At 55.8% G+C, this 22692-nt stretch carries 22 protein-coding genes; 6 read left to right on the plus strand and 16 right to left on the minus strand.

Annotation, left to right across the window (positions count from 1 at the left end):
- Positions 1-44: 44 nt before the first annotated feature.
- From ACR0MP_RS00850 to ACR0MP_RS00900, 11 genes are all read right to left on the minus strand, one after another.
- Positions 45-590: a prepilin peptidase gene (locus ACR0MP_RS00850; protein WP_170404351.1), complete on the minus strand. Its 546-nt coding sequence runs from the start codon at positions 588-590 to the stop codon at positions 45-47.
- Between the two features lie 3 nt (positions 591-593).
- Positions 594-1445: a tetratricopeptide repeat protein gene (locus tag ACR0MP_RS00855; protein WP_170397362.1), complete on the minus strand. Its 852-nt coding sequence runs from the start codon at positions 1443-1445 to the stop codon at positions 594-596.
- 30 nt (positions 1446-1475) lie between these two features.
- A complete protein-coding gene (locus ACR0MP_RS00860) occupies positions 1476-2018 on the minus strand; it encodes a tetratricopeptide repeat protein (RefSeq protein ID WP_480503818.1) in 543 nt (180 codons plus the stop codon).
- A gap of 52 nt (positions 2019-2070) precedes the next feature.
- A complete protein-coding gene (locus tag ACR0MP_RS00865) occupies positions 2071-3048 on the minus strand; it encodes a type II secretion system F family protein (protein WP_480885546.1) in 978 nt (325 codons plus the stop codon).
- Positions 3049-3059: 11 nt separating this feature from the next.
- On the minus strand, positions 3060-4028 hold the full coding sequence (locus ACR0MP_RS00870) for a type II secretion system F family protein (RefSeq protein ID WP_170397358.1): 969 nt from the start codon (positions 4026-4028) through the stop codon (positions 3060-3062).
- A 12-nt stretch (positions 4029-4040) separates the two neighbouring features.
- A complete protein-coding gene (locus tag ACR0MP_RS00875; protein WP_170404345.1) occupies positions 4041-5480 on the minus strand; it encodes a TadA family conjugal transfer-associated ATPase in 1440 nt (479 codons plus the stop codon).
- Between the two features lie 17 nt (positions 5481-5497).
- Positions 5498-6730: an AAA family ATPase gene (locus ACR0MP_RS00880; protein WP_170404342.1), complete on the minus strand. Its 1233-nt coding sequence runs from the start codon at positions 6728-6730 to the stop codon at positions 5498-5500.
- A 201-nt stretch (positions 6731-6931) separates the two neighbouring features.
- A complete protein-coding gene (locus tag ACR0MP_RS00885) occupies positions 6932-7555 on the minus strand; it encodes an OmpA family protein (RefSeq protein WP_170404339.1) in 624 nt (207 codons plus the stop codon).
- A gap of 17 nt (positions 7556-7572) precedes the next feature.
- Positions 7573-8979, minus strand: a complete 1407-nt coding sequence (locus ACR0MP_RS00890; RefSeq protein ID WP_170404336.1) for a type II and III secretion system protein family protein — start codon at positions 8977-8979, stop codon at positions 7573-7575.
- Between the two features lie 196 nt (positions 8980-9175).
- Positions 9176-10057, minus strand: coding sequence for a Flp pilus assembly protein CpaB (cpaB, locus tag ACR0MP_RS00895; protein WP_170404333.1), 882 nt, complete (start codon positions 10055-10057; stop codon positions 9176-9178).
- A 443-nt stretch (positions 10058-10500) separates the two neighbouring features.
- Entirely contained in the window at positions 10501-10701 is a 201-nt protein-coding gene (locus tag ACR0MP_RS00900; RefSeq protein ID WP_170404329.1) for a hypothetical protein, read from the minus strand.
- 400 nt (positions 10702-11101) lie between these two features.
- Here ACR0MP_RS00900 and ACR0MP_RS00905 point away from each other — a divergent pair, with 400 nt between their 5' ends.
- Complete coding sequence (locus ACR0MP_RS00905; protein WP_480893663.1) at positions 11102-11920, plus strand: lytic transglycosylase domain-containing protein; 819 nt, start codon at positions 11102-11104, stop codon at positions 11918-11920.
- Positions 11921-11965: 45 nt separating this feature from the next.
- Here ACR0MP_RS00905 and ACR0MP_RS00910 read toward each other — a convergent pair whose 3' ends face one another.
- From ACR0MP_RS00910 to tldD, 5 genes are all read right to left on the minus strand, one after another.
- Complete coding sequence (locus ACR0MP_RS00910) at positions 11966-12592, minus strand: 3-oxoacid CoA-transferase subunit B (RefSeq protein WP_170397333.1); 627 nt, start codon at positions 12590-12592, stop codon at positions 11966-11968.
- Entirely contained in the window at positions 12592-13296 is a 705-nt protein-coding gene (locus ACR0MP_RS00915; RefSeq protein ID WP_170404323.1) for a CoA transferase subunit A, read from the minus strand. Before ACR0MP_RS00915 ends, ACR0MP_RS00910 begins: the two co-directional genes overlap by 1 nt.
- A gap of 92 nt (positions 13297-13388) precedes the next feature.
- Entirely contained in the window at positions 13389-16013 is a 2625-nt protein-coding gene (gene topA / locus ACR0MP_RS00920; RefSeq protein ID WP_223117678.1) for a type I DNA topoisomerase, read from the minus strand.
- A gap of 169 nt (positions 16014-16182) precedes the next feature.
- Positions 16183-17319, minus strand: coding sequence for a DNA-processing protein DprA (dprA, locus tag ACR0MP_RS00925; RefSeq protein ID WP_480758476.1), 1137 nt, complete (start codon positions 17317-17319; stop codon positions 16183-16185).
- Between the two features lie 241 nt (positions 17320-17560).
- Positions 17561-18982, minus strand: a complete 1422-nt coding sequence (tldD, locus tag ACR0MP_RS00930) for a metalloprotease TldD (protein WP_480885552.1) — start codon at positions 18980-18982, stop codon at positions 17561-17563.
- 176 nt (positions 18983-19158) lie between these two features.
- Between tldD and coxB the strand changes: the two genes are divergently transcribed.
- The 5 genes from coxB (at position 19159) to ACR0MP_RS00955 (ending at position 22672) form a co-directional block, all read left to right on the plus strand.
- Complete coding sequence (gene coxB / locus ACR0MP_RS00935; protein ID WP_170404310.1) at positions 19159-20070, plus strand: cytochrome c oxidase subunit II; 912 nt, start codon at positions 19159-19161, stop codon at positions 20068-20070.
- 74 nt (positions 20071-20144) lie between these two features.
- Positions 20145-21101: a heme o synthase gene (gene cyoE, locus ACR0MP_RS00940; protein WP_170404307.1), complete on the plus strand. Its 957-nt coding sequence runs from the start codon at positions 20145-20147 to the stop codon at positions 21099-21101.
- Positions 21098-21259: a hypothetical protein gene (locus tag ACR0MP_RS00945; protein ID WP_010441671.1), complete on the plus strand. Its 162-nt coding sequence runs from the start codon at positions 21098-21100 to the stop codon at positions 21257-21259. Before cyoE ends, ACR0MP_RS00945 begins: the two co-directional genes overlap by 4 nt.
- The gene (locus ACR0MP_RS00950) at positions 21259-21834 is read left to right on the plus strand and encodes a cytochrome c oxidase assembly protein (protein ID WP_170404304.1); all 576 of its coding nucleotides are present in this window, start codon (positions 21259-21261) and stop codon (positions 21832-21834) included. Before ACR0MP_RS00945 ends, ACR0MP_RS00950 begins: the two co-directional genes overlap by 1 nt.
- Before the next feature lie 22 nt (positions 21835-21856).
- Entirely contained in the window at positions 21857-22672 is an 816-nt protein-coding gene (locus ACR0MP_RS00955; RefSeq protein WP_170397316.1) for a cytochrome c oxidase subunit 3, read from the plus strand.
- Positions 22673-22692 lie beyond the last annotated feature (20 nt).

Consider the following 22692-nt stretch of genomic DNA (forward strand, 5'->3'; position numbering starts at 1 on the left):
TTTGTGGCAGGACAAAGGCGCGGGCAAGGCGCGCTGATGATTGTTCACGATCCGTGGATTATGCCCAAAATCAAATAAACAACGAGGCTGCCAGCCAGCGTCAGACCCATAGGGAACTGTTTGCCGCGATCCCAGCTTTCCCAATGTGGTGCGATCTGGCGCAGCCGGGTGTATTTCGCCAACCGGTGGGCAAAGAACGCTCCCAGCAGAGTTGCCGTCAGAATCACCATGACCCACATCAGGTCACCGACCCAGACAAACGCTGCGGCTGCGGCACAGAACTTCGCGTCTCCGGCCCCCATCACACCAGCTGCATTTAGCACGATGCCGATAACAAGAACGACAACCATGTGAAGCAGCTGCCATCCGTAGACAGGCAGGGTCAGGGTTAACGGCCCGATGTTGCCGGGGATCCACGGACCGGACCACGGTGGCAATGCGATAAGCCCGACGATGAGATAAACAACCGCCAGCGCGACGACAGCGTGGTTCTTGATCCGCATCTCACGCATATCCGTAAAGGCAACGTAGAAACAGATCGGCAGAACAAAAGGTAGAAACCAGGCCGCCGCTGCCGCTGGTATGATCATGGATCAGGCGTCCTCAAGGGCCCGAAGCGAGCGGACCGCCTCGTCATAATGCTGCGGGTGGGTGGAAATCGCCTCGCGATAGAGGTTCTTGGCCAGGTTGATATTCCCCTGTTTCACGGCTGAAATGGCCATGGTGTTCAACAGTTTCGCCCGTTCGGTCTGCGTCATTGGGACAACAGGGACGCTGTAGTTGCCTTGCGCGCTGCGCGCCAGAACAAGGTTGTTCTTGGCGGTGAACATAGAATTGTCCTGCCTAATGGCGTCGGTAAACAGCCGCTCGGCTTCCGCATATTGCCCGCGCGTTAGTTTGGAATAGCCCCAGTTGTTCATGACTCCGGCAGGGCGGGTCGTCAGGCCCACCGCGGTTTCGTAGTAATGGTCGGCGCGATTCCAGTCTTTTTTGGCATCTGCCACCAGCGCTTCAAGCCGATACCGTTTAAAGGTTTCATATGTAGGGGGGATCTTGTCCAATGTCGCCTTTGCGCCATCCCAGTTGCCGCTGCGAATCTGAGCATCAGCGTATTCGACACGGTCGGCGTTGTTGGCCCCTTTCATGCTCAGCACACGTTTCCACGCGGCGGAAGCTTCAGTGCTGCGCTTTGCACGGGTCAGCGTGATCGCTAGTCCTCGTTGCAGGTCGATGCGGTCGGGGTTCTTGGCGGCCGCACTTTGGAAATAGGTCACCGCCTCATTGGGATCGGCCGCATTCAGCATCACGTCATTCAGGTTGGTCTCGTCGATAACGTTCACTTCCTGAAAAGTACGTTCAACCTTTTCCTCTTCGGTTTCCTTTGCGCAGGCGGCCAAAACCAGCCCGCACGCCAGCATCGTCGGAATCAAGAAGGGTTGGCGCATTTTTGTGCGTCCTTTACTGCTCTGCCTCTATTACTGGATTTTACGCAGAACAAATTGCCCGTTGCCGCGCTGCTCCAGTTCAAATTCTTGTTCTTGTGGGGTATTATTAACAGGATTTTCCATTTTTGCGAGTGCTAACCGCAGATTGTCGCGGATTGCGTCACTTTCGCCATTGTCCAGCGCATAGGCTCTGCGGAACATCTGCGCGGCTTCGGCATATTCGCCCGTTTCCACCAAGAAGACACCCAGGTTGTTCCATGCCACAGGCCACTCGGGATCGTCCTCGACAGCACGACGCAATAGCGGTTCAGCTTGGCCAATCCGGCGCAATCCCAAATTAGCTGTCCCAAGCGAAGTCAGGATTTGCGGGGTCATACCCTGTTGCAACGCGGCACGGGTGAAGGATTCAAGTGCAAGCTCATATTCGCCCGCCGCCATCAATCGGTTTCCGACCGTCACCTCATCTACCGCAGGCCCATCAGGATCGACGCCAGGGGCAAACGGATCGTCTGTCGCGCCTGTTTCAGTGCAAGAGGCCACCATGGTGAAAACCATGGCGGCCGGAATTGTCATACGAAGGTGCCAACAACCTGATTTGGCAACCCAGCGAAGAAGCGGGAAGGCGTTATCGGTTTCCAAACTCCATAATACCTTTTGCCGAAGGTCCAACAAGGATGACCAGCAGAGGAGGGACGGTCAACATCATTGTCGCAAGCGTCATTTTGGTTGGCAACTTATTCGCTGCCTCTTCGGCGCGCATCACGCGTTTGTCACGCATTTCATCGGCATAAACCCGCAACGCTTCGGCAATGGATGTCCCGAATGTCGCCGATTGGATCATCACGGTGACGAACGCGCTAACGTCCTGAACGCCGCATCGCGTCGCGAAGTCGCGCAAAACGGTGTCTTTTTCTTTACCCGCTTTCATTTCGTAGGCGACAACCTCGAACTCAAGCGCGATGTCTGGGTAAGATGCTTTCATCTCGGACGCGACCCTTACAATGGCCTGATCCAGGGACTGCCCGGCCTCGACGCATACCAACATCAGATCGAGCGTATCAGGAAAACCTTTTACGATCGCTTCCTTGCGTTCCTCTACGCGCCGCGTGATCCAGTATCTAGGCACGAAGTATCCCGCAGTACCAGGTCCAAGTACGCGTATGAGGATTTGTGTTGAGTCAATTTCCTGATCGCCGGCAAACACGGTAACCAGTGAGACGCCGATCAGTATTCCGATTATGCCCAATGCGAACTGAGCGAAGTGATAGAAACGAACCGCGTCCTTGGACTGGTAGCCGGCTTGCCGTAGCTTAAGCTGAACAGCGGTATACTCTTCCTCATTCTTTGGTTCGAGGAAATTGGCAAATTTTTCAAGCTGCTCGTTTCGGCTGGCGGTTCTGAGCCGTTCTTTCTTCTCTTTTTTATTGTTTTTGGGCGGTGAATTTGACCGCTGCAACTTCTTTAGTGGGTCCTCCGGCTGGTTCAGCATCAGCGGGATTGTGACAAGGATCATGAACAATCCCAAAACACCCACGACAATCAGCGGACCGAATTCACCCAAGTTCTGCTTCAACAGTTCATTGATCTGGTTCAAAAATTCCATCTTTGGGCCTCTTAAACCTTAATGTCGGTCAGGATACGCATGACGATCAGGTTCAAGGTCAGCGTGATGCCGACGAAGAAACATGCCGGAATGAAAAGCGGATCGTCTATCACGGCGTCGTAATAGTTCGGATCTTTGACCATGATGAACAGCAGACAGGCGACCGGGAAGCCCGACAGGAATTTGCCCGACCATTTGGCTTCTGCGGTGATGGCGTTCACCCGGCGGAACAGTCGGAAACGTGCGCGGATCACCTTGGCCAATCCGGCCAAAATATCGGCAAGGTTCCCCCCCGATTGCTGCTGGATCGAAACGGCGACGGCCAAAAACCGTAAATCCTGCATGTCCAGCCGCTCTGCCATATCCTTGAGTGCTTCACCGACATCCCGGCCATAAGCGGATTCATCCGAGATAACACCGAACTCTGTCGCAAGGGGGTCCTCGACCTCGTTAGCAACGATTTGGATCGAAGAAACAAATGGGTTTCCGACGCGAAGTGACCGAACCATCAGTTCCACCGCGTCGGGCAATTGTTCTTCAATCAAGGCCATACGTTTATTGGCTTTGTTATTGACCCAAGCGTACACCGCTCCGACCCCGATCGCGACCGATAGAGCCGCCCGAAGCGTCGGTTCGGTAGCTGTTCCTACGCTCAAACCTACAAAAGCCAGCCCTGAAACCAGTGCCATGATCACAATCAACTGCCGAGGAGAGAAGGCGATCGCCGCCTTCTGCGCCTTGTCTGCCAATAGCGAGTAGAGCGGTATGCTCTGCGACTTCATGTGCTGCTGCATTTCCTTGCGCAGCTGCTCCAGTACTTGCTCGCGCCCGACGCCCTTATCGATCATGTCCAGCCTGCGATTGACGCGGCTGTTCAGGCTGATCGATTTTCCGAATGCGACGAGATAGATACCTTCGACCAGGGCAAAGACCCCGACGAAAATCACGATGTAGATGAGCGCCTCGACAGGCAGTTGCATATCTTGGTTCTCCTACATCGTGGTTGGATCGTAGATCGAGGCGGGCAGATCGAAGCCCCACAGACGGAAGCGCTCGGAATAGTGGCTGCGCACACCTGTGGCGGTGAAATGACCGATGATCTTGTTGTCTGGGGTCAGGCCAACACGTTGAAATTTAAATATTTCCTGCATCGAGATGACGTCACCTTCCATGCCGGTAATTTCGGTGATTGATGTCATCCGGCGCGAACCATCCTGCAGACGGCTGGCCTGAACGATCAGATTCACAGCCGACGAGATCTGGCTGCGGACCGCTTTGATCGGCATTTCGATCCCCGCCATGGCGATCATGTTTTCAAGACGCGAGATACCGTCACGGGCCGAGTTCGCGTGGATCGTGGTCATTGATCCGTCGTGGCCGGTATTCATGGCCTGCAGCATATCGATCACTTCGGCGCCACGGGTCTCGCCCACGATGATGCGGTCGGGGCGCATCCGCAGGGCGTTTTTCAAACAATCGCGCGGACTGACCTCGCCTTTGCCTTCAACGTTGGGCGGGCGGCTTTCCATCCGGCCAACATGTGTCTGCTGCAGCTGAAGTTCCGCCGTATCCTCAATGGTCAGAATGCGCTCGGCGTCGTCGATAAAGCTCGACAGCGCGTTCAGCGTTGTCGTTTTACCGGAACCGGTACCGCCCGAAACAATGATATTCAGACGAGTCGACACGGCGGCTTGCAGATAGGCTGCCATTTCTTCGGTAAACGCACCGAAATTGACCAGATCGTCGATGCCGAGCTTGTCTTTCTTAAACTTACGAATGGAAACAAGCGAACCATCCACCGCGATCGGCGGCACCATCGCATTGAAACGTGAGCCATCAGCCAAGCGGGCGTCAACATACGGGTTGGATTCATCGACACGGCGACCAACGGCAGAAACGATCTTGTCGATGATCCGCATCAGGTGCTTTTCGTCTTTGAACGTGATGTCGCTGATCTCAAGCTTACCGGCCCGTTCGACAAAAATCTGCTGGGGGCCGTTGACCAGAATATCGTTGACCGAGTCGTCTTGTAGCAGCGCTTCCAGCGGCCCGAGACCGGTGACCTCGTCATAAAGCTCTTTGTTTAGCTGGCTGCGGTCTTCACGGTTCAGAACGATGTTGCGGGCTTCCAGAACTTCGCTGGCAATCGCGCTGATTTCTGTCCGCAGTTCGGATTCTTCGGCTTTTTCAAGGGCTGCGAGGTTCAGGTTTTCAAGAAGCTCGCGGTGCAGCTCAAGCTTGATTTCGCCCAGCCGTTCCTTGCGCTTGCGTTCCTTGTCGTTTCCAACAACTTCTGCTGCCTTTTTCTTGACCGGCTTGCGCGCAATTGCGTTGGCAGTTGGTGCCGCAGCTGCTGCTGCCGGGGCTTCGACTTTCGACGCCTGGGTTTCAACCGGCTGTGCCGAAGGCTGTTTTTTGTATCTTGAAAACACGGCAGCTCCCCTTTGAGTTATGCGGCTTCGGCGTCACTGCTGCCAAGGCTATGAAGCGATTGAGCCAATTTGGCGATTTCCCGGCGCAGTGGGTTCTTGGCCGCTGAATTTGCCAGCGGTAAACCGTGGTCGCCGCTTTGCATGACGGGTTTGCCGCCATCGGGCAGAAGCAAATCAATGGAAATACCCAGACTTTCGCCCATACGTTTAACCCGGCTTTTACCGTTGAGATCAGTAAATTTCGGAGCCCGATTCATAGCAAACCGCAGTTTGTTGAAGGGTAATTCCTCGGCCTGCAGTGCCCGTTTCAGACGCAATGCATTCTGGGCCGAGCGCATATCCAGCTCGAGCAAGGCAAAATAGACATGGGCGGCCTGCAGAACCGTTTCTGACCAGTGAACAAGTGTTTTTGGCATGTCTATGACGACATAATCAAAATTCGCGCGTGCGGTGTCGATCACACGCTGAATGTCCTCAGGCGTGATGATGTCCAGCGGCACCATGTCAGATGGTGCCGTTAGAACTTGCAGCTTCTCTTCAAACGTCTGGAGCGCTTGTCCGAAAGAGTCTTCGTCCATCGAATCCGTGTCTGAGAGCATTTCGAACACGGCTTCATGACGAGGCAGATCCAAATAGGTCGAAACTGTGCCGTATTGCAGATCTAGATCGATCAGGCACACTTTCGGGGCTTCTTTGGCTGAAACCGTTGCAAGTTCCCATGCCAGATTGACCGCCATGGTTGTAGAACCAACTCCACCTGCTAGACCCTGCACGACAAAAAGCGCCCCTTCTTTCGAGGAGCCGTTCGTCGCAATAGGCGCTGCTTGTGGTGCCACAACCGGATCGGGTTGTTGCATACGATCGATGGCCTCCTGAAGTTCATTTTCGGGAAGCGGGTAGGGGACAAACTCGTCCGCACCTCTGCGTAGCAGCTGATGCAATGCGGCAGGGGTGACATCCTCGGCGATCAAGACAACCTTAATGCCTTTTTCCTTGGCCTGAGTGATGATCTCACCCATCAGTGTCAGGTTGTCTTCGTCATCGCCGTCCAGCGCCAGCGCTACAAATTGAAGCGTCTTGGCTTCGGGTTGGCTAAAGAACGCAAGCGCTTCGGCAAATCCAAGATCACCCCAGCGTTCGCCCAGCGCAGCTTCCATATCCTCGATCAAAAGGTCGAAGTTCTGGACATCACGGCTGATCGTGCAGGCCAAAATGGCGTTATTATCGTCTTGCGGCGTCGCGCTTGTCATTAACACAATCCTCATCGAGAGGGCTGAGCAAACCATTTGAACGCGAGAAGATTCAGTTCTGGTATGCTGTCGCCCGATGCGGTCGATTTTGGCCGCAGGTCACCCAATTGTTCACAAAGTGGCTTGGAAGTTGGGCGAGAATTGGGCGCAAAAGAACCAATTGTAGGGAAATGGGCGACAATGTCGCCCATCTCCTGTTTATTATTCGCCGCCGCTGGCGTCTTCTTGCCTTTGGATGTAGCTCTGCGGGATCGCGCTTGAGATGTATTCGCGATAGATCACGTCCGCATACTTTCCATCGAGAATATTTGGATGCCGGTCAAAGAAGCCGGATACCTCGGTCACCGTCCGCCTATTGCGTCGATCCCGGTCTTGGGTGGCAACCAATGGTCTGGATTTTCCAAAGGAAACAACGGCTTCCAACCGTGAACGCGAAATGCCCTGTCGTGTCAGGAATGCAACAGCTGCATTGGCGCGGCGCTGGCCCAATCGCTTGTTGTATGCGTCAGAGCCAACAGCATCCGTGTGCCCATAGACACGGAACCGCGCCTCGGGGAACTGTTTGATCCAGGCCGCCTGCTGCAACAGGATTCGTTGCGCCGAAGCGTCCAATTGCGCGCTATCGAAGGCAAAGTTGATCTGTGTTGGCACCTCGGCAGCGAAACGCCGCGCGAGGATTTGGCCATACGTCAACTCACCATTCATGACCTGAATGTTGTTCAGTGTAGCGTTACCAAACGTGCCCTGATCGATTTCGTACCCGGCCTCGCGTGTACAACCGGCGACAGCAACCGAAAGACCCAGTGTGATGATCCACTTTTCCATTGGTTCTATCCTCTCTATCAGTCCAGCACGTAGCCGTAAGAGGTGCCAAAATCCTGATTGGCAACTTCAGAGGCTGCACCATTTCCGGCGCGTTCAGTCCGAGAGATCTTGCCGTTTACGAACAGATCGAACTCGCTGGGCGGTTTCACGCGATCGGTCGGCAGGGCAAGCGCCTCGCCACGAGTGGGCGACACCAGATGCGCGGTAATGATGATGATCAATTCGCTCTGCTCACGCTGATACTGAGCGCTCCTGAACAACGCGCCCAATACGGGCACATCGCCAAGCCAGGGAACCTGGCTGTTCAGATCCGTGAAATCATCCTGGATTAGGCCTGCAATGGCAAAGCTCTCACCGTCGCGCAACTCGATGGTTGTCCGTGTTTGACGCGTGATGAAGCTGGGAACATTGTCGCCGTTGATCGTGAAGTTCGCACTCTGGTCGATGCTCGATACTGATGCACCCAGTTCCAGGTTGATCAGGTTGCCATCGACGACGCGCGGAACAAACAGGAGCTGTACGCCAAACTGACGATACTCGATCGCAACGACACCGTCGCCTTGGGGTACTGGGATTGGCACCTCGCCACCGGCAAGGAACTCCGCTTCTTGGCCAGACAGTGCAGAAAGATTCGGTTCTGCCAAGCTGCGAACCAAACCCTTGGTTTCAAGGGCTTCCAAAAGCAGTCGAACCTGCGTCGAACCCGCGCCGAAACCGAATAGAATGGCACCGGAATTTGTCTGAACAAACGGGATGTTGTTCGCCAGTGCGTTGTTCAGTGCGCCCTGGTTATTCAAGGTATTGAAGCCCGCAGTGGTGTCGCCACCGCCAAAGCCCAAGGATGCCGACAAGTTTTTGGCTACAGAGCGGTTCATTTCCGCAAAGCGCACTTTCAGCATGACCTGCTGCACGCCACCGACATTCATCAGGTTCGATACACGTTCAGGGGCATACCGTTCTGCCAACTCAAGCGCACGCGCCAGTTTGGCACTGCTGGAAACTGTTCCCGACAAGACGATCCCATCATTGGCGGTCCGAACCTCGATTCGCTCACTGGGAAGAATCTGACGCAAGCGTTCTTTGAATTCCGAAACATCAGGGGAAACACGCACACGCACGTTGGTAATCAGATTACCCGCGCCGTCGAACATTGTCAGGGTGGTTGTACCCGGTGCCCGACCGAGAACATAGATAGTGCGGTCCGACAGGGTCGAAATATCCGCTATGCCTGCATTGGCAATGCTGATGTCTGCGAACGGTTGTTCGCTTTCCACCACGATTGCGCGATTTACGGGGACATCCAGCGTTTCCGCCGTACCCTTTTTAACCACGCGAAGATTTTGGGCCCAAGCGGCATCGCCGATTGGGCTCACAACTAACGACAACCCCAGCAGGGTTGCGCTGATCCAGGAACGTATTGTCATGTGACCTGCCTCTCCGATCACCACTCGATTTTTTTTGGGTCTTATGCCCTATGCTATGAAACCCTGCGACAGAACCAGATTTATTGCAATAATCAATGGTTTCTGGAAGGTTCCTTATGTGGATTATGCGCAACAACACAAAGAAAGAGACCGCGCAAAATGCGCGGTCTTTGTCTCGTAAAGGTCTGAAAATTAGTTAGTTTGTGCAGGGAATTGGGGTCTCTACCGTCTCGCCGCCACGACGGGTGCGGATTGTGCAGACCTTCTCCGGAGCCGCGACGGGGGCCGGGGCCCTCTCTTCAATGCCAAGCAAAGACTGCTGATCGACTTCAACCACCTCTGCCACCTTGTCATCTTGAGCGCCAACCAGTGCCAGCGACATGCGACCCGTGTTCTGAGCCTGTGCCAAAGCGGCGATCTGTTGTGGCGTCGCTGCAACTGTGACCGTGCGAGCAATGGTTGTGCCGGTCACATCCAGACCCGCCGACTGATCAACAGCGACCAATTCGATGTTCGTCAGTACCAAACGAGTAATCTCACCGCGGCCAGAATCGCTGGTGCCACGTAATGAGCCGGTCCAATACACGTCCACCGTATCGCCTGGGCGCAAAAAGCCCGATACGCCAGATGCCACATCAACGCTTATCGCAAATGCGCGCATTCCCTTGGGCAATTGTGACCTGAGGCCAGCAGTCTCGCCTGGATTGGTGACTTTGACTTCCATAATCGCTTCGTCTTTCTCCATCGCGCGGAGAACGAATCGTTCATTGTTTTTGATTTCCGGGAATAGGGTTGTCATGTCCACAAAGGCACCCTCGGGAATCGCATCCTCTGGCCACTGAACGACGCGGATATCTTCCTGGTTCAAACGTTCGCCGTATTTGAAGGAGCGATTCGAAACCAAAACGCCTACTGTCGGGACAATGCCCGCCTGCGCATTGGCAAGCGCCTCTTCGCGCAACTTGCGTTCGTTCGCGAGTTTGGCCTGGTTGTCCGTAATGTACTCGCGTGCCATATAGACAGCACCACCGGCCAAAGCGACCCCGATGATAAGAACAAGTCCAAAAACAGCTCGCATTTGTCCCTCATTATTTTCCGTAGACCGCGACTCTGGAAGTCACATCGTTTCAGGGTCCAAGATATTATTCAATTGTGTCGAAAAAGCGGACAATCACACGATTATTTTGCAAAAATATGTATATGTGCACGATAATGGTGGTTGGATAACGTGCCAGCGCGATACTTCAATTGAAATCCATCTCTTCAACTTCGACATTTCTGATTGGCTGCCCTGAAGTTGAAAGAGATTGACTAAGGATACTGTACATTAATGTCGCAAGACCAATGACAGCAGCAGTCAGAACGACCCAGTCCACTGTAATCGCGCCGGTTTCATCGGCTTTGTATCTCTTAATTTTGTACAACATTGGTTCACGCCAAAGCGATTTCATTGAAAATAATAGGGGCCACGCCTTTGAATAAAGACATGGCCCCCATTTGTTACTCTATACCAAGACTGGATTAGTTGCCGTCTGGGTCCGGAGTGGTCACAGTAACGCCGGACAGAGCAGTATCAATGTCGCCCGCCAAGTTGCTGGCGCCGTTGTAGATCTGGTTGTAAGCAACGGCTGCCAGGCCAACAACGGCTGCGGTCAGAACGACCCAGTCTACAGTTACGGCGCCGTCTTCGTCTTTGCGGAAGTTCTTGATGAACTTGATCATGTTACGTCCCTCCTAAAGGATCAAAAAGTAATTAACCTCGGCGTCTTTCAGAGCTTTCTCTCTCAGTCCGCTCCCGATCGTCTCGGTATGCATATATGTTTGACCTCTGTGCGTGGCAGGAATTGGGCCAAACCAATATTTTTTTGCTAAAAGCCTAATTTTTCGTTGGTGAATTTGGTAACAGACTGAAAGTAAATAAGAAAAATAGAATATTTTTTGCACTTCAATTGTGTGGGCGATGCAAAATGGCGGCAATTGAGGCGAAATTGCCCCAATTCGCTTGGTTTTTCTGGTGTTGCGGGCCGTTATGATGTTCAAAATGCTTCAAAAGATAAGAAATCGAGGCAGGCAAATGTATTTCCGGGACGCAGTATTATGCGCCGGTGCAGCGGTGTTTCTGATGACGGGTGCAATTCCTGTCACTGCAACCGAAACCGAGCCGCGCGGCGTCTATAAGCGCATAAAGGCCCCTAAACCGGGGACACGTCCGCGTGTGACGATTCAGATCACGCCCGAACAACATGCAGCATCACCATCAGCCCCCAGCACTGGCGCCAAGCTGGAAGTGCCTGAGATTGCCGCTATCGCAAAGCCGCCCCCATCGGTTCCTCAGAAGATTGCGGGAGCGACCAAGCCAGTTGGCTCCTATAAAGCATTCTGGAGCCGGGTATCCCCCGATCTAGCGCAGGCCAGCGCAGGTAGGCTGAGAGAGGCCGTTCAAGCGCTTACTGCCACGGGTGTCGCGGCGCCGCGTCTGCAGACCTTGCAAGACATCGCAGAAAAGCGAGGGGTGGATATTCTACGTTCGACCGTAGGGACAAATGTCTCACCCGCACTTGTCCTAGCCGTGATCTCAGTAGAATCTGCGGGCCGCACACAGGCTGTCAGTTCTGCCGGGGCGCAGGGCTTGATGCAATTGATGCCAGCTACCGCCGAACGTTTTGGGGTAGAGGACAGCCTGAAACCTGAACAGAATATCGAAGGTGGGGTCAAATACTTGCATTGGCTTATGAACGAGTTCGACAATGACCCGATTCTCGTATTGGCAGGCTACAATGCGGGCGAAGGGGCCGTGCGCAAGCATAGCGGTGTGCCACCTTATGCCGAGACCAGAGACTACGTACCCAAGGTTCTAGCCGCGTTTCAGGTCGCGAGTGCTCTTTGTACGACGACACCGCAGTTCGTTTCGGACCCCTGCATTTTTCAGACTTCGAACTAAAATAGGCCCGCGTCGCAGCGGGCCTTATGATTCATTGGCCTGAGGTCAATCTACGATTGTTGCCTGAGTCGCTCCTCGCATCTCGTCCTCGCTGACGCCATCGGCCAGTTCGACGATCTTCAGGCCACCTTCGACGACATCCAGAACACCCAGATTGGTGATGATGCGATCCACAACGCCCTGGCCAGTCAGAGGCAGCGTGCATTCCTTCAGCACTTTTGAATCACCATGCTTGTTGGTGTGATCCATCACTACAATCACGCGACCAACGCCAGCGACCAGATCCATCGCACCGCCCATACCTTTGACCAGCTTGCCGGGGATCATCCAGTTGGCCAGGTCTCCTTTCTCGTCCACTTCCATCGCACCCAAAATCGCAGCAGCGATCTTACCGCCTCGGATCATGGCGAACGAGGTCGCGCTATCGAAGTAAGAGGTGCGGGACAGTTCGGTAATCGTCTGCTTGCCTGCGTTGATCAGGTCAGCGTCTTCCTCGCCCTCAAACGGGAAAGGCCCCATGCCCAGCATACCGTTTTCGGACTGTAGGGTGATGTCCTTGTCCCCTACATAGTTCGCCACCAGCGTCGGAATACCGATGCCGAGGTTCACATACATGCCGTCTTCCAGCTCTTCTGCCGCACGTGCGGCCATCTGATTGCGATCCCAGGGCATTATGCGTCCTCCTTCTTGCGGGTGGTGCGCTGTTCGATGCGCTTTTCGTGGCTGCCTTGGATAATGCGATGCACATAGATGCCGGGCAGGTGGATGCCATCCGGGTCCAGCGAGCCGCGCGGGACGATTTCTTCAACCTCAGCCACACAAATCTTGCCGCAAGTCGCTGCGGGCACGTTAAAGTTGCGGGCGGTCTTGCGGAACACGAGGTTCCCGGTGTCATCGGCTTTCCACGCCTTTACGATCGCGAGGTCGGCGAAGATGCCTTCCTCCATGATATAGGTCTCGCCGTTGAAGTCCTTGTGCTCTTTGCCTTCCGCGATCACCGTTCCTACGCCCGTCTTGGTGTAAAACCCGGGGATGCCAGCGCCACCGGCCCGCATCCGCTCGGCCAGTGTGCCTTGTGGATTGAATTCCAGCTCCAGTTCTCCACTCAGATACTGGCGCATGAATTCGGCGTTTTCCCCAACGTAAGAGCTGATCATCTTTTTGACCTGCTTAGTCTGCAGCAGGATGCCGATGCCAAAATCATCCACACCTGCGTTATTCGAGGCAAATGTCAGATCCTTCGCGCCTGAGGCCTTGATTGCTTCAAGCAGCATTTCCGGGATACCGCACAGCCCAAAGCCGCCCGCAGCGATCAGCATGCCGTCCGATATCACCCCATCGAGCGCCTCATCGGCATTGTCATAGATTTTCTTCATGGAAAACTCCCCCAATGACATGATGTTGGGCCGATTTGTGCCGCCACGTCACGGGGAAGTCAACGAATCCAAGGGGCAGGTGGTATTTCTACCTAACTTGCTTTCTTGGTGGTCTTCTTGGCAGCAGCTTTCTTCTTGGGGGCTGCCTTTTTCTTTGTGCCTTTCTTGGCCGCGCGTTCATTGACCAGTTCGATGGCCATTTCCTGGGTCACATCCTCGGGCTTGATGTCTTTGGGGATCGTCGCGTTGACCTTTTCCCATTTCACATACGGTCCATAGCGCCCGTCCAGTACCTGTATCGCGCCGCCATCGGGATGGTCGCCCAGCTCTTTCAGCGGCTTCGCGGCCGCCCGACGTCCGCGACCTGGATTGGCGCGTTTTTCGGCCAACAGTTCGACGGCGCGGTTCATGCCGATCTCAAACACATCGTTCGGGTCTTTGAGGTTGGCGTAGACGGGCTTTGCCTCGTCGGCCAACTGATGCATTAGATAAGGTCCAAAGCGACCAAAGTTCGAACTGATCATGCCGCCTTCGGGGTGCTCGCCGATCTGACGGGGCAAGGACAGAAGAGTCAGCGCTTTCTCCAGACCCATGTCGTCTTTGCTCCAGCCACGGGGCAGGGACGCACGAGGAGGCTTCTTGTTCTCAGGCGTGGGCTCTCCACGCTGGACATATGGCCCAAAGCGACCGGATTTCAGCCAGATCTCATCGCCCCCATCTTCGCCCAGCAAACGCTCGTCACCTTCCGCGCCCTCACCAGCGATCGGACGGGTATAAGTGCACTCAGGATAGTTGCCACAACCGACAAACCCGCCGGTGCGCGAAGTTTTCAGATGTAACTGGCCAACACCGCATTTCGGGCAAATGCGCGGGTCCGAGCCATCTTCACGCGGCGGATACAGCTGCGGTGCCAGCGCTTCGTCCAGCTTGTCCAGCACTTCCGAGATACGCAGCTCCGATGTCTCACCAATCGCGGCAGAGAAATCGCGCCAGAACTTGCCCAGCAGATCCTTGTAGTCGCGTTCACCTGCGCTGACGTCGTCAAGCTCTTCTTCCAGATTGGCGGTGAACTCGTAGCCCACATACTGGCGAAAGAAATTCAGCAGGAAGATGGTGACGATCCGGCCCTTTTCTTCGGGGATCAGCCGATTCTTGTCTTTACGTACATATTCACGATCCTGAATCGTGGTGACAATCGAGGCATAGGTCGACGGACGCCCGATCCCCAGCTCTTCCATCCGTTTGACCAGCGTGGCCTCTGTATAGCGCGGGGGGGGTTGGGTGTGGTGCTGCAGCGCCAGAACGGATTCGTTCTCGGCCAGAATGGCGGCCTTTTCCGAGTCGGCGGTGGCCTTGGCAAACTGATCACGCAGCGAGGTCTTGGCAAAACGTGCGGGATCGCCCTGCATGATCTGTGGCAAGCGCTTGTCGTCATCGTCGACCACGTCATCGCGGCCTTCTTCGTAAACGCGCATGAAGCCATCGAACAGCACCACCTGACCAGTGGCGCGCAGGCCAACCTGGCCGTCCGTGCTGGTAATCTCAACAGTCGTGCGTTCAAGCCGTGCGGCAGCCATCTGACAGGCAATGGTGCGTTTCCAGATCAGATCATAAAGCTTGCGCTGATCCTCATCGGTCACCTTCAGCGCCTTGGCATCGCGCGACATATCTGTCGGGCGAATACACTCGTGTGCTTCCTGAGCGTTTTTGGCCTTGTTTTTGTACATGCGCGGGCTGTCTGGCACGTATTCCGCACCATAACGGTCGGCGATTGCATCGCGCGCTGCCGCCACGGCCTCGGGGGCCATGTCGATACCGTCGGTTCGCATGTAGGTAATGTATCCGGCCTCATACAGCCGCTGGGCCACCTGCATCGCATGGCGTGCGCCCATGCCGAACTTGCGGCTGGCTTCTTGCTGTAAGGTCGACGTCATGAACGGGGCAGAGGGGTTGCGCGCGGCAGGCTTGGCCTCGACCGATGTCACGCTCAGATCACGGCTGGTGATCGCCTGAACCGCCAGTTCGGCTTGCGTTGCATTCGCTAGATCGTGCTTGTCCAGTTTCTTGCCTGCCAGCGTGACTAGACGCGCCTCGTAGGTCTGGCCCCGAGGCGTCTCGAACACAGCTTTGACCGACCAGTATTCGACCGGCTTGAAGGCTTCGATCTCCATCTCGCGTTCAACGATGAGGCGCAGGCAGACCGATTGCACGCGCCCCGCTGAACGGGCACCCGGCAACTTGCGCCACAGAACGGGTGACAGGTTGAACCCTACCAGATAGTCCAGCGCGCGGCGGGCCAGATAGGCCTCGACCAGCGGCATATCGACCTCACGCGGGTTCTGCATCGCCTCGGTCACGGCGTCCTTGGTGATCGCGTTGAACGTCACACGGCTGACTGGCGTGTCCTTCTTGATCGAACGCCGCTTGGTCAGCGCTTCTTGGAGGTGCCAGCTGATTGCCTCGCCTTCTCGATCAGGGTCGGTCGCGAGGATCAGTGCGTTGTCTTCTTTCAGAGCGTCGGCGATCGCCTTGACATGCTTACGGCTGTCATTGCCGACCTCCCATTTCATTGAAAATTCATGCTCGGGATCGACCGACCCATCCTTCGGCGGCAGGTCCCGCACATGGCCATATGAGGCCAAAACGGTGTAGTCGGGGCCAAGATACTTATTGATCGTTTTTGCTTTGGCCGGAGATTCTACAACAACTACGGGCATTTAAGAGGAATCCTCGCTCGACGGATTTTGCGCTTTGTATGACCGTGCAAAATGTGTGGGGCAAGATCGAATTGTCAATGCGTTCGTTTTCACTACTAAAAATACTCTGAATTCAAGCCGGTTCTGGCCGCACCGCTCGCGAAATCCGGTGTCGAATCCGTTCGATAGCTTAGGCGCAAAGTGACAGCAGGCCGCCTGGTTGCCGCTGAATCTTGCCCTCAAGCTCCAGATCGACCAACACAGGGCCGACTTCGCCCGCAGATGCCGCGATGTCCCGGATCAACTGGTCTTCCGCGATCGGAGATGGGCCAAGTCGAGTCAGAATCGCCTCGTGCAAGGCTTGGGGCGTGATTTCGGCTGTGTCTGCCTCGGGTCCAAGGGGTAGGATTTGTTTGGCGGAGGATTGTAGCTGTTGCTTGGGCAAAGCATCAATCACGTCTTCTGCATTGCGGACGAGTATAGCCCCGTCTCGGATCAGCAGATTGCATCCTGCCGCGCGGGCGTCAAAGGGATGGCCGGGCACGGCCAGAACCTCGCGCCCTTGGTCCAGGGCGTCCCGCGCGGTGATCAAGCTGCCGGATTTCGCCGCGGCCTCGACAACGACCACTGCCTGCGCCAGACCCGAGATAATGCGATTGCGGCGCGGAAAATGTCGTGCCTGAGGTGTTGTGCCCATCGGTTGTTCAGATAGGCGAAGACCGGTTTCTGCGATATCTCGCGCAAGATCGGCATTTTCGGCCGGATAAATCACATCTACCCCACCTGCTAACACTGCCACAGTACCGGTCGCCAACGTGGCGAGGTGCGCCGAGGTGTCAATGCCGCGGGCAAGCCCCGAGACCACGACATAGTCTTGCTTACCCAGATCCGTCGCCAACGCCCGCGCCATGCGCGCGCCCAGCGAAGAACAGTTCCGTGCCCCGACCATGGCAATTGCCCGGCGTTTCAAGATCGACGGATCGCCGATTGCCCAAAGCATCGGGGGCGCATCCGAAAGGTCACATAACGCGTAAGGGTAATCGGCGGCCCCAAGGCACAAAAGCCGCGCTTTGGCGACCTTTGCGGCCTTGAGCTCCGCCTCAATTACGCCGGGCGGGCAGATTTCATAATCCTCGATCCCGGCAGCGCGCGCCATTTCCGGCAACGCGGCCAGCGCGTTCTGCGCCGAGCCATGTTCGCGCAATAAGCGCCGGAATGTTGCCGGCCCTACTTTGCGTGAGCGCAACAGACGGAGCCAGGAAAACCGGTCCTCTTCCGTGGTGGGTGGGAGTGGGGGGTGATTGGAAGAAAGCTGCTCTTCGGTCATCCGATGCTCCGCCTGATTGCAAAACTGGTTTACGGTGCAGCGGGTTAACAGCCTGTGAATCTTAGAAAATTAGATCGGTATTTTTCGAACCCATCCCTCGGAGAGGTGATTATCTCATTGAAAGAAAAAGAGAAAATTCGTGCGAATTTTCTTGGCACACATAGTCCATGGATGAGTTTTTGATTTGACGCGAAGGGTAGTGTGTTAACCCTTCGCGCCTTGATTCTTCTTTTGAGCTGACTCAGGTGGCAGAGCCGCCCACAGTCAGCCCATCCATCAAAACGGTAGGTTGGCCGACACCGACCGGCACCCATTGCCCATCCTTGCCACATGTGCCCATGCCGGGATCCAGCGCCATGTCATTGCCCAGTCCCCGAATGCGTTTTAGCGCCGAGGGGCCGTCGCCAATCAGCGTCGCGCCTTTGACCGGAGCGCCGATCTTGCCGTTCTCGACACGATATGCCTCGGTGCAGGAGAACACGAACTTGCCGTTGGTGATGTCGACCTGGCCACCGCCGAAGCCCACAGCCCAGATGCCGTCTTTGATATCTGCCACCAACGAGGCCGGATCGGCATCGCCACCCAACATGATTGTGTTGGTCATGCGCGGCATCGGTTTATGGGCATAGCTTTGACGCCGGCCGTTCCCGGTTGGAGCAACGCCCATCAGGCGTGCGTTCTGGCGGTCCTGCATATATCCGGTGAGGATTCCATCCTCGATCAGAACTGTACGCGAACTGGGTGTACCCTCGTCATCCACTGATATCGAACCGCGTCGGTCTGCAATCGTCCCATCATCCACGACTGTTACACCTTTCGAAGCGATCTGCTGCCCCATCAGCCCGGCAAAAGCGGAACTGCCCTTGCGGTTGAAATCACCTTCAAGCCCGTGGCCGATGGCCTCGTGCAACAGAATACCGGGCCAACCGGGGCCCAACGCGACTTCCATCACGCCGGCAGGGGCATGGACGGCATCCAGATTGACCATCGCGATCCGCAGAGCCTCACGCGCCTTATCTTGCCAGTCTGAGGGATCGATCAAGCCATCCAGCCCAACACGTCCACCACCTCCTGCAGAACCGCTTTCGCGCCTGCCGTTCTGTTCTACGATAACCGAGATGTTCAGGCGGGTCATCGGGCGTATATCGCGCACCTGCACACCATCGGGGCGAAGAATCTCGACCTCCTGCACTTCAGCGGCAATCGTGGCGCTGACTTGCACAACCCGGGAATCCAGACCACGGGTAAAAGCGTCTATCTCGCGCAGTGTCTCGATTTTGACCGGGAAGGCGGCGGATTCGATCGGGTCTTCATCGGTATATAACCTGGTATTGGTGGCACGTGGTGGCCCGGCCAGCGTCCCACCACCATCGCCGACCGCCAACCGTGCGGTTTCGGCTGCGCGCTTCAGAGAGGGAATCGAAACATCCGTTGAATGCGCGTATCCAGCCACTTCACCCTGCACCGCGCGAAGACCGAATCCCTCGGAAGCGTCGTAAGAGGCCGTGCGCAATCGACCGTCATCAAACACCAAAGATTCGGATTTGCGCCGTTCTACGAACAGTTCCCCATCCTCGGCGCCATCGGTTGCAGCCTTCAGTACAGCAAGCGCTTCATCCTTGGGAAGAACGCTTTCAAACGGGCGAAACGGGGCCTGAGTCATCAGTTGTGACCTTTCGGGTTTGATCCAGATCAAAAATAGCGTCTGTTTGACGCAAGCATTTTGCTTTATCTACCCGACGGAATATGGTTTTTAACGCGGCCAAAGACAACGGGAGAGGTGCGACCGATTCACACCTTTTCGCGAGAGACGCAAAGATCAAACGATCAGGACAGAAAATGAAGAATGCTTTGATGCTTTCCGGGCTTGCTACGGCCCTCTCCAGCCTTCCCGCCATGGCTCAGGAGCTTGAGATTATTGGCAAGCCGGTTGACGGCGGCATGGGGTTCCAGCCTGCTGCCACCAGCCTTGCTGAAGGGATTCAGTCGCTGGACAACATGATTCTGGTGATCATCACCGCGATCTGTGTGTTTGTTGCGGGTCTGCTGGTTTACTGCATCGTACGCTACAACCAGCGCGTAAACCCGAACCCGGCTCGGTTCTCGCATTACACTCCGGTTGAGATTGCCTGGACTTTGGGCCCGATCCTGATTCTGGTCTTCATCGGGGCTTTCTCGCTGCCGGTTCTTTTCAAGCAACAAGAGATTCCCGAAGGCGACATCACCATCAAAGTCGTGGGGAACCAGTGGTACTGGACCTACGAATATGTCGATCATGACTTTGCCTTCGATAGCTATCTCCTGGGCCACCCGGCCACCCTCGACGAGGGCGCGCGCCCGGCGGATGCCGACGTAACACCGTTTGTTCTGGACGATGCGATGCGGGCGAAGCTGGCCGATGCAGGCTATGGCGAAGACGAATGGCTGCTCGCCACCGACACCGCGGTCGTTGTTCCGGTCGGCAAGATTGTCGTGATGCAGGTTACCGCATCGGACGTGATCCATTCCTGGACCATTCCTTCGTTCGGCGTGAAGCAGGACGGCGTTCCTGGTCGTCTGGCCGAACTGTGGTTCGAAGCAGACAAGGAAGGCGTCTATTTCGGACAGTGCTCTGAGCTGTGCGGTAAAGACCATGCCTATATGCCAATCACCGTCAAAGTGGTCAGCGAAGAGGCATATGAACAGTGGCTGCAGGGTGCGCTTGAAGAATATGCAGGTCAGCCTGCTTCCTTCCAAGTGGCCTCGAACTAAGCCCTTTGCGGCCTAGGTAAACACATGCGGGCTGCGCGGAAATCGCGCAGCTTTTGCCCCGACAAGGACCGGATATGAGCGACGCAAGCTTTAATGCCAGCACCGTCTCTGCGCAAACCCGCGCGGACGAGGCCAGCTTTGGCGATTATTTCGCCCTGCTGAAGCCGCGCGTGATGTCGCTGGTCGTATTCACGGCTTTGGTCGGACTGCTTGCGGCTCCGGTTCCGATACATCCGTTTGTTGGCTTCTGCGCCATCCTGTTCATTGCTATTGGTGGTGGTGCATCCGGCGCACTGAACATGTGGTGGGACGCGGATATCGACCGCGTGATGAAGCGCACCAAAGGCCGCCCGATCCCGTCCGGCAAGGTTGAAGAGGGTGAGGCACTGGCGTTGGGACTGGCTCTGTCTGGCCTGTCCGTCATTATGCTGGGTCTGGCAACCAACTGGTTCGCCGGGGCGTTTCTGGCCTTTACCATATTCTTCTATGTCGTCGTCTATACGATGTGGCTAAAGCGTTCGACACCGCAGAATATCGTGATCGGTGGTGCCGCAGGGGCGTTCCCTCCGGTGATCGGATGGGTCGCGGCCACAGGTTCGATGACGCTTGAGCCGTGGTTGATGTTCGCCCTAACATTCATGTGGACGCCGCCGCATTTCTGGGCTTTGGCGCTGTTTATGCGCTCGGACTACGACGACGCAGGCGTGCCGATGCTGACCGTCACGCACGGTCGACGCGCCACACGCTGGCACATTCTTGTCTATACCGCGCTGCTGGCGGTGCTGGCGGTGGGTACTGCGTTCTCGGATATCGGAGGCCCGATCTATCTGGTGGTCGCACTGGTTCTGAACGGCTTGTTCCTGCGCGGTGCGTGGCAGATTTCCCGTCGAAACGAAGACGATTCCGAAGCCGACAATTTCAAGGTCGAGCGCAGTTTCTTCAAGCTGTCGCTGCTGTACCTCTTCCTGCATTTTGGCGCGATTCTGGCCGAAGCGCTACTGAAACCCTATGGGCTAGGGGGCTGGTCATGAGCTTGCGTAAAAGCCACGAACTGCATCAGCGCCGGTTCAGCCGCAATCTGGGCGTGGGCCTGACACTGGCCGCGTTCATCGTGATCATCTTTGGACTGACGATCGTGAAGGTCTCGGGCACTGATTTCAATATGGCACCACAGGAGGTGCAGAACTGATGGCGCTGACCGGTCCTCAGAAAACTGTTGCGCAGACGGTTGGTGTGGTTGTCCTGATGGGCAGCCTCGCTTGGGCTGCTGTGCCTTTTTATGACTGGTTCTGCCGGGTCACCGGGTTTGGTGGGACCACCGGCGTGGCCGAAGTTGCTCCTGACGAGATTCTGGACCGCACCATCACCGTGCGCTTTGACGCCTCAAAAGCCAAAGACATGGCCTGGGAATTCAAGCCGGTCGAGCGCGAGATGGAAGTCCGCATTGGTGAGACTGGCCTGGCCTTCTATGAAGCCTATAATCCAACCGACCGCCCGATTGCGGGGCAGGCGTCGTACAATGTCGCCCCGTATTCTGCCGGTGGATATTTCCAGAAAATTGCCTGTTTCTGCTTTGAAGAGCAGGTTCTGCAGCCCGGAGAGCGGGTTGAGATGCCGGTGACTTTCTTCGTCGACCCGGAAATGGTCGAAGATTTGGAAGCCAAGTATGTGCATACGATCACTCTGTCGTATACATTCTACGAAATTGACCTGCCCGAGGGCTTTGCCGCCCTTGACGTGCAGGCTGAGACAAACAAGAACTAACGCCTGTAGGTGAGGGACGCTGATGGCACACGCAAAAGACCATGATTACCACATTCTGAACCCGTCAATCTGGCCACTGATCGGCGCGGTAAGCGGATTTGTGATGCTGTTCGGGGCCGTTCTTTGGATGCACGGGATCACCCCGTGGATCTTCTGGATGGGGCTGGTCGGGGTTCTTTATACCATGTTTGCATGGTGGTCCGAAGTCGTGGTCGAAAGCCGTCAGGGCGATCATACGCCGGTCGTGCGTATTGGCCTGCGCTACGGCTTTATCCTGTTCGTGATGTCCGAGGTGATGTTCTTCTTCGCCTGGTTCTGGTCGTTCTTCAAACATCGCATGTATCCGATGTACGACTATGCCGGTACTGAATACATCCAGCCGGATATCCACGCCGTTGATCCGTTCCACCTGCCACTGATCAACACTTTGGTCCTGTTGCTGTCAGGTTGTGCGATTACTTGGGCCCACCACGCGCTTGTTCATGACAATGACCGCAAGGCGCTGATCAATGGTCTGGCCATTGGTATCGTTCTGGGCATCGCCTTTACTGCGCTTCAGGCGTTTGAATACTATGAGTTACTGGCCCATGAGGGTTGGGAGTTCGGTGGCGATCAGTTCTATTCGAACTTCTTCATGGCAACCGGTTTCCACGGCGCGCATGTGATTATCGGCACCATCTTCCTGTCGGTCTGTCTGATCCGCGCCCTGAAGGGGGACTTTACGCCCGAGAAACACGTCGGTTTCGAGGCTGCCGCTTGGTACTGGCACTTCGTTGACGTCGTCTGGCTGTTCCTGTTTTTCGCCGTCTACATCTGGGGTCAGGCCCCGCTGATGTAACGCCACGCAGGTGATCCAAT

It is taken from the genome of Ruegeria sp. K3, assembly GCF_056531845.1.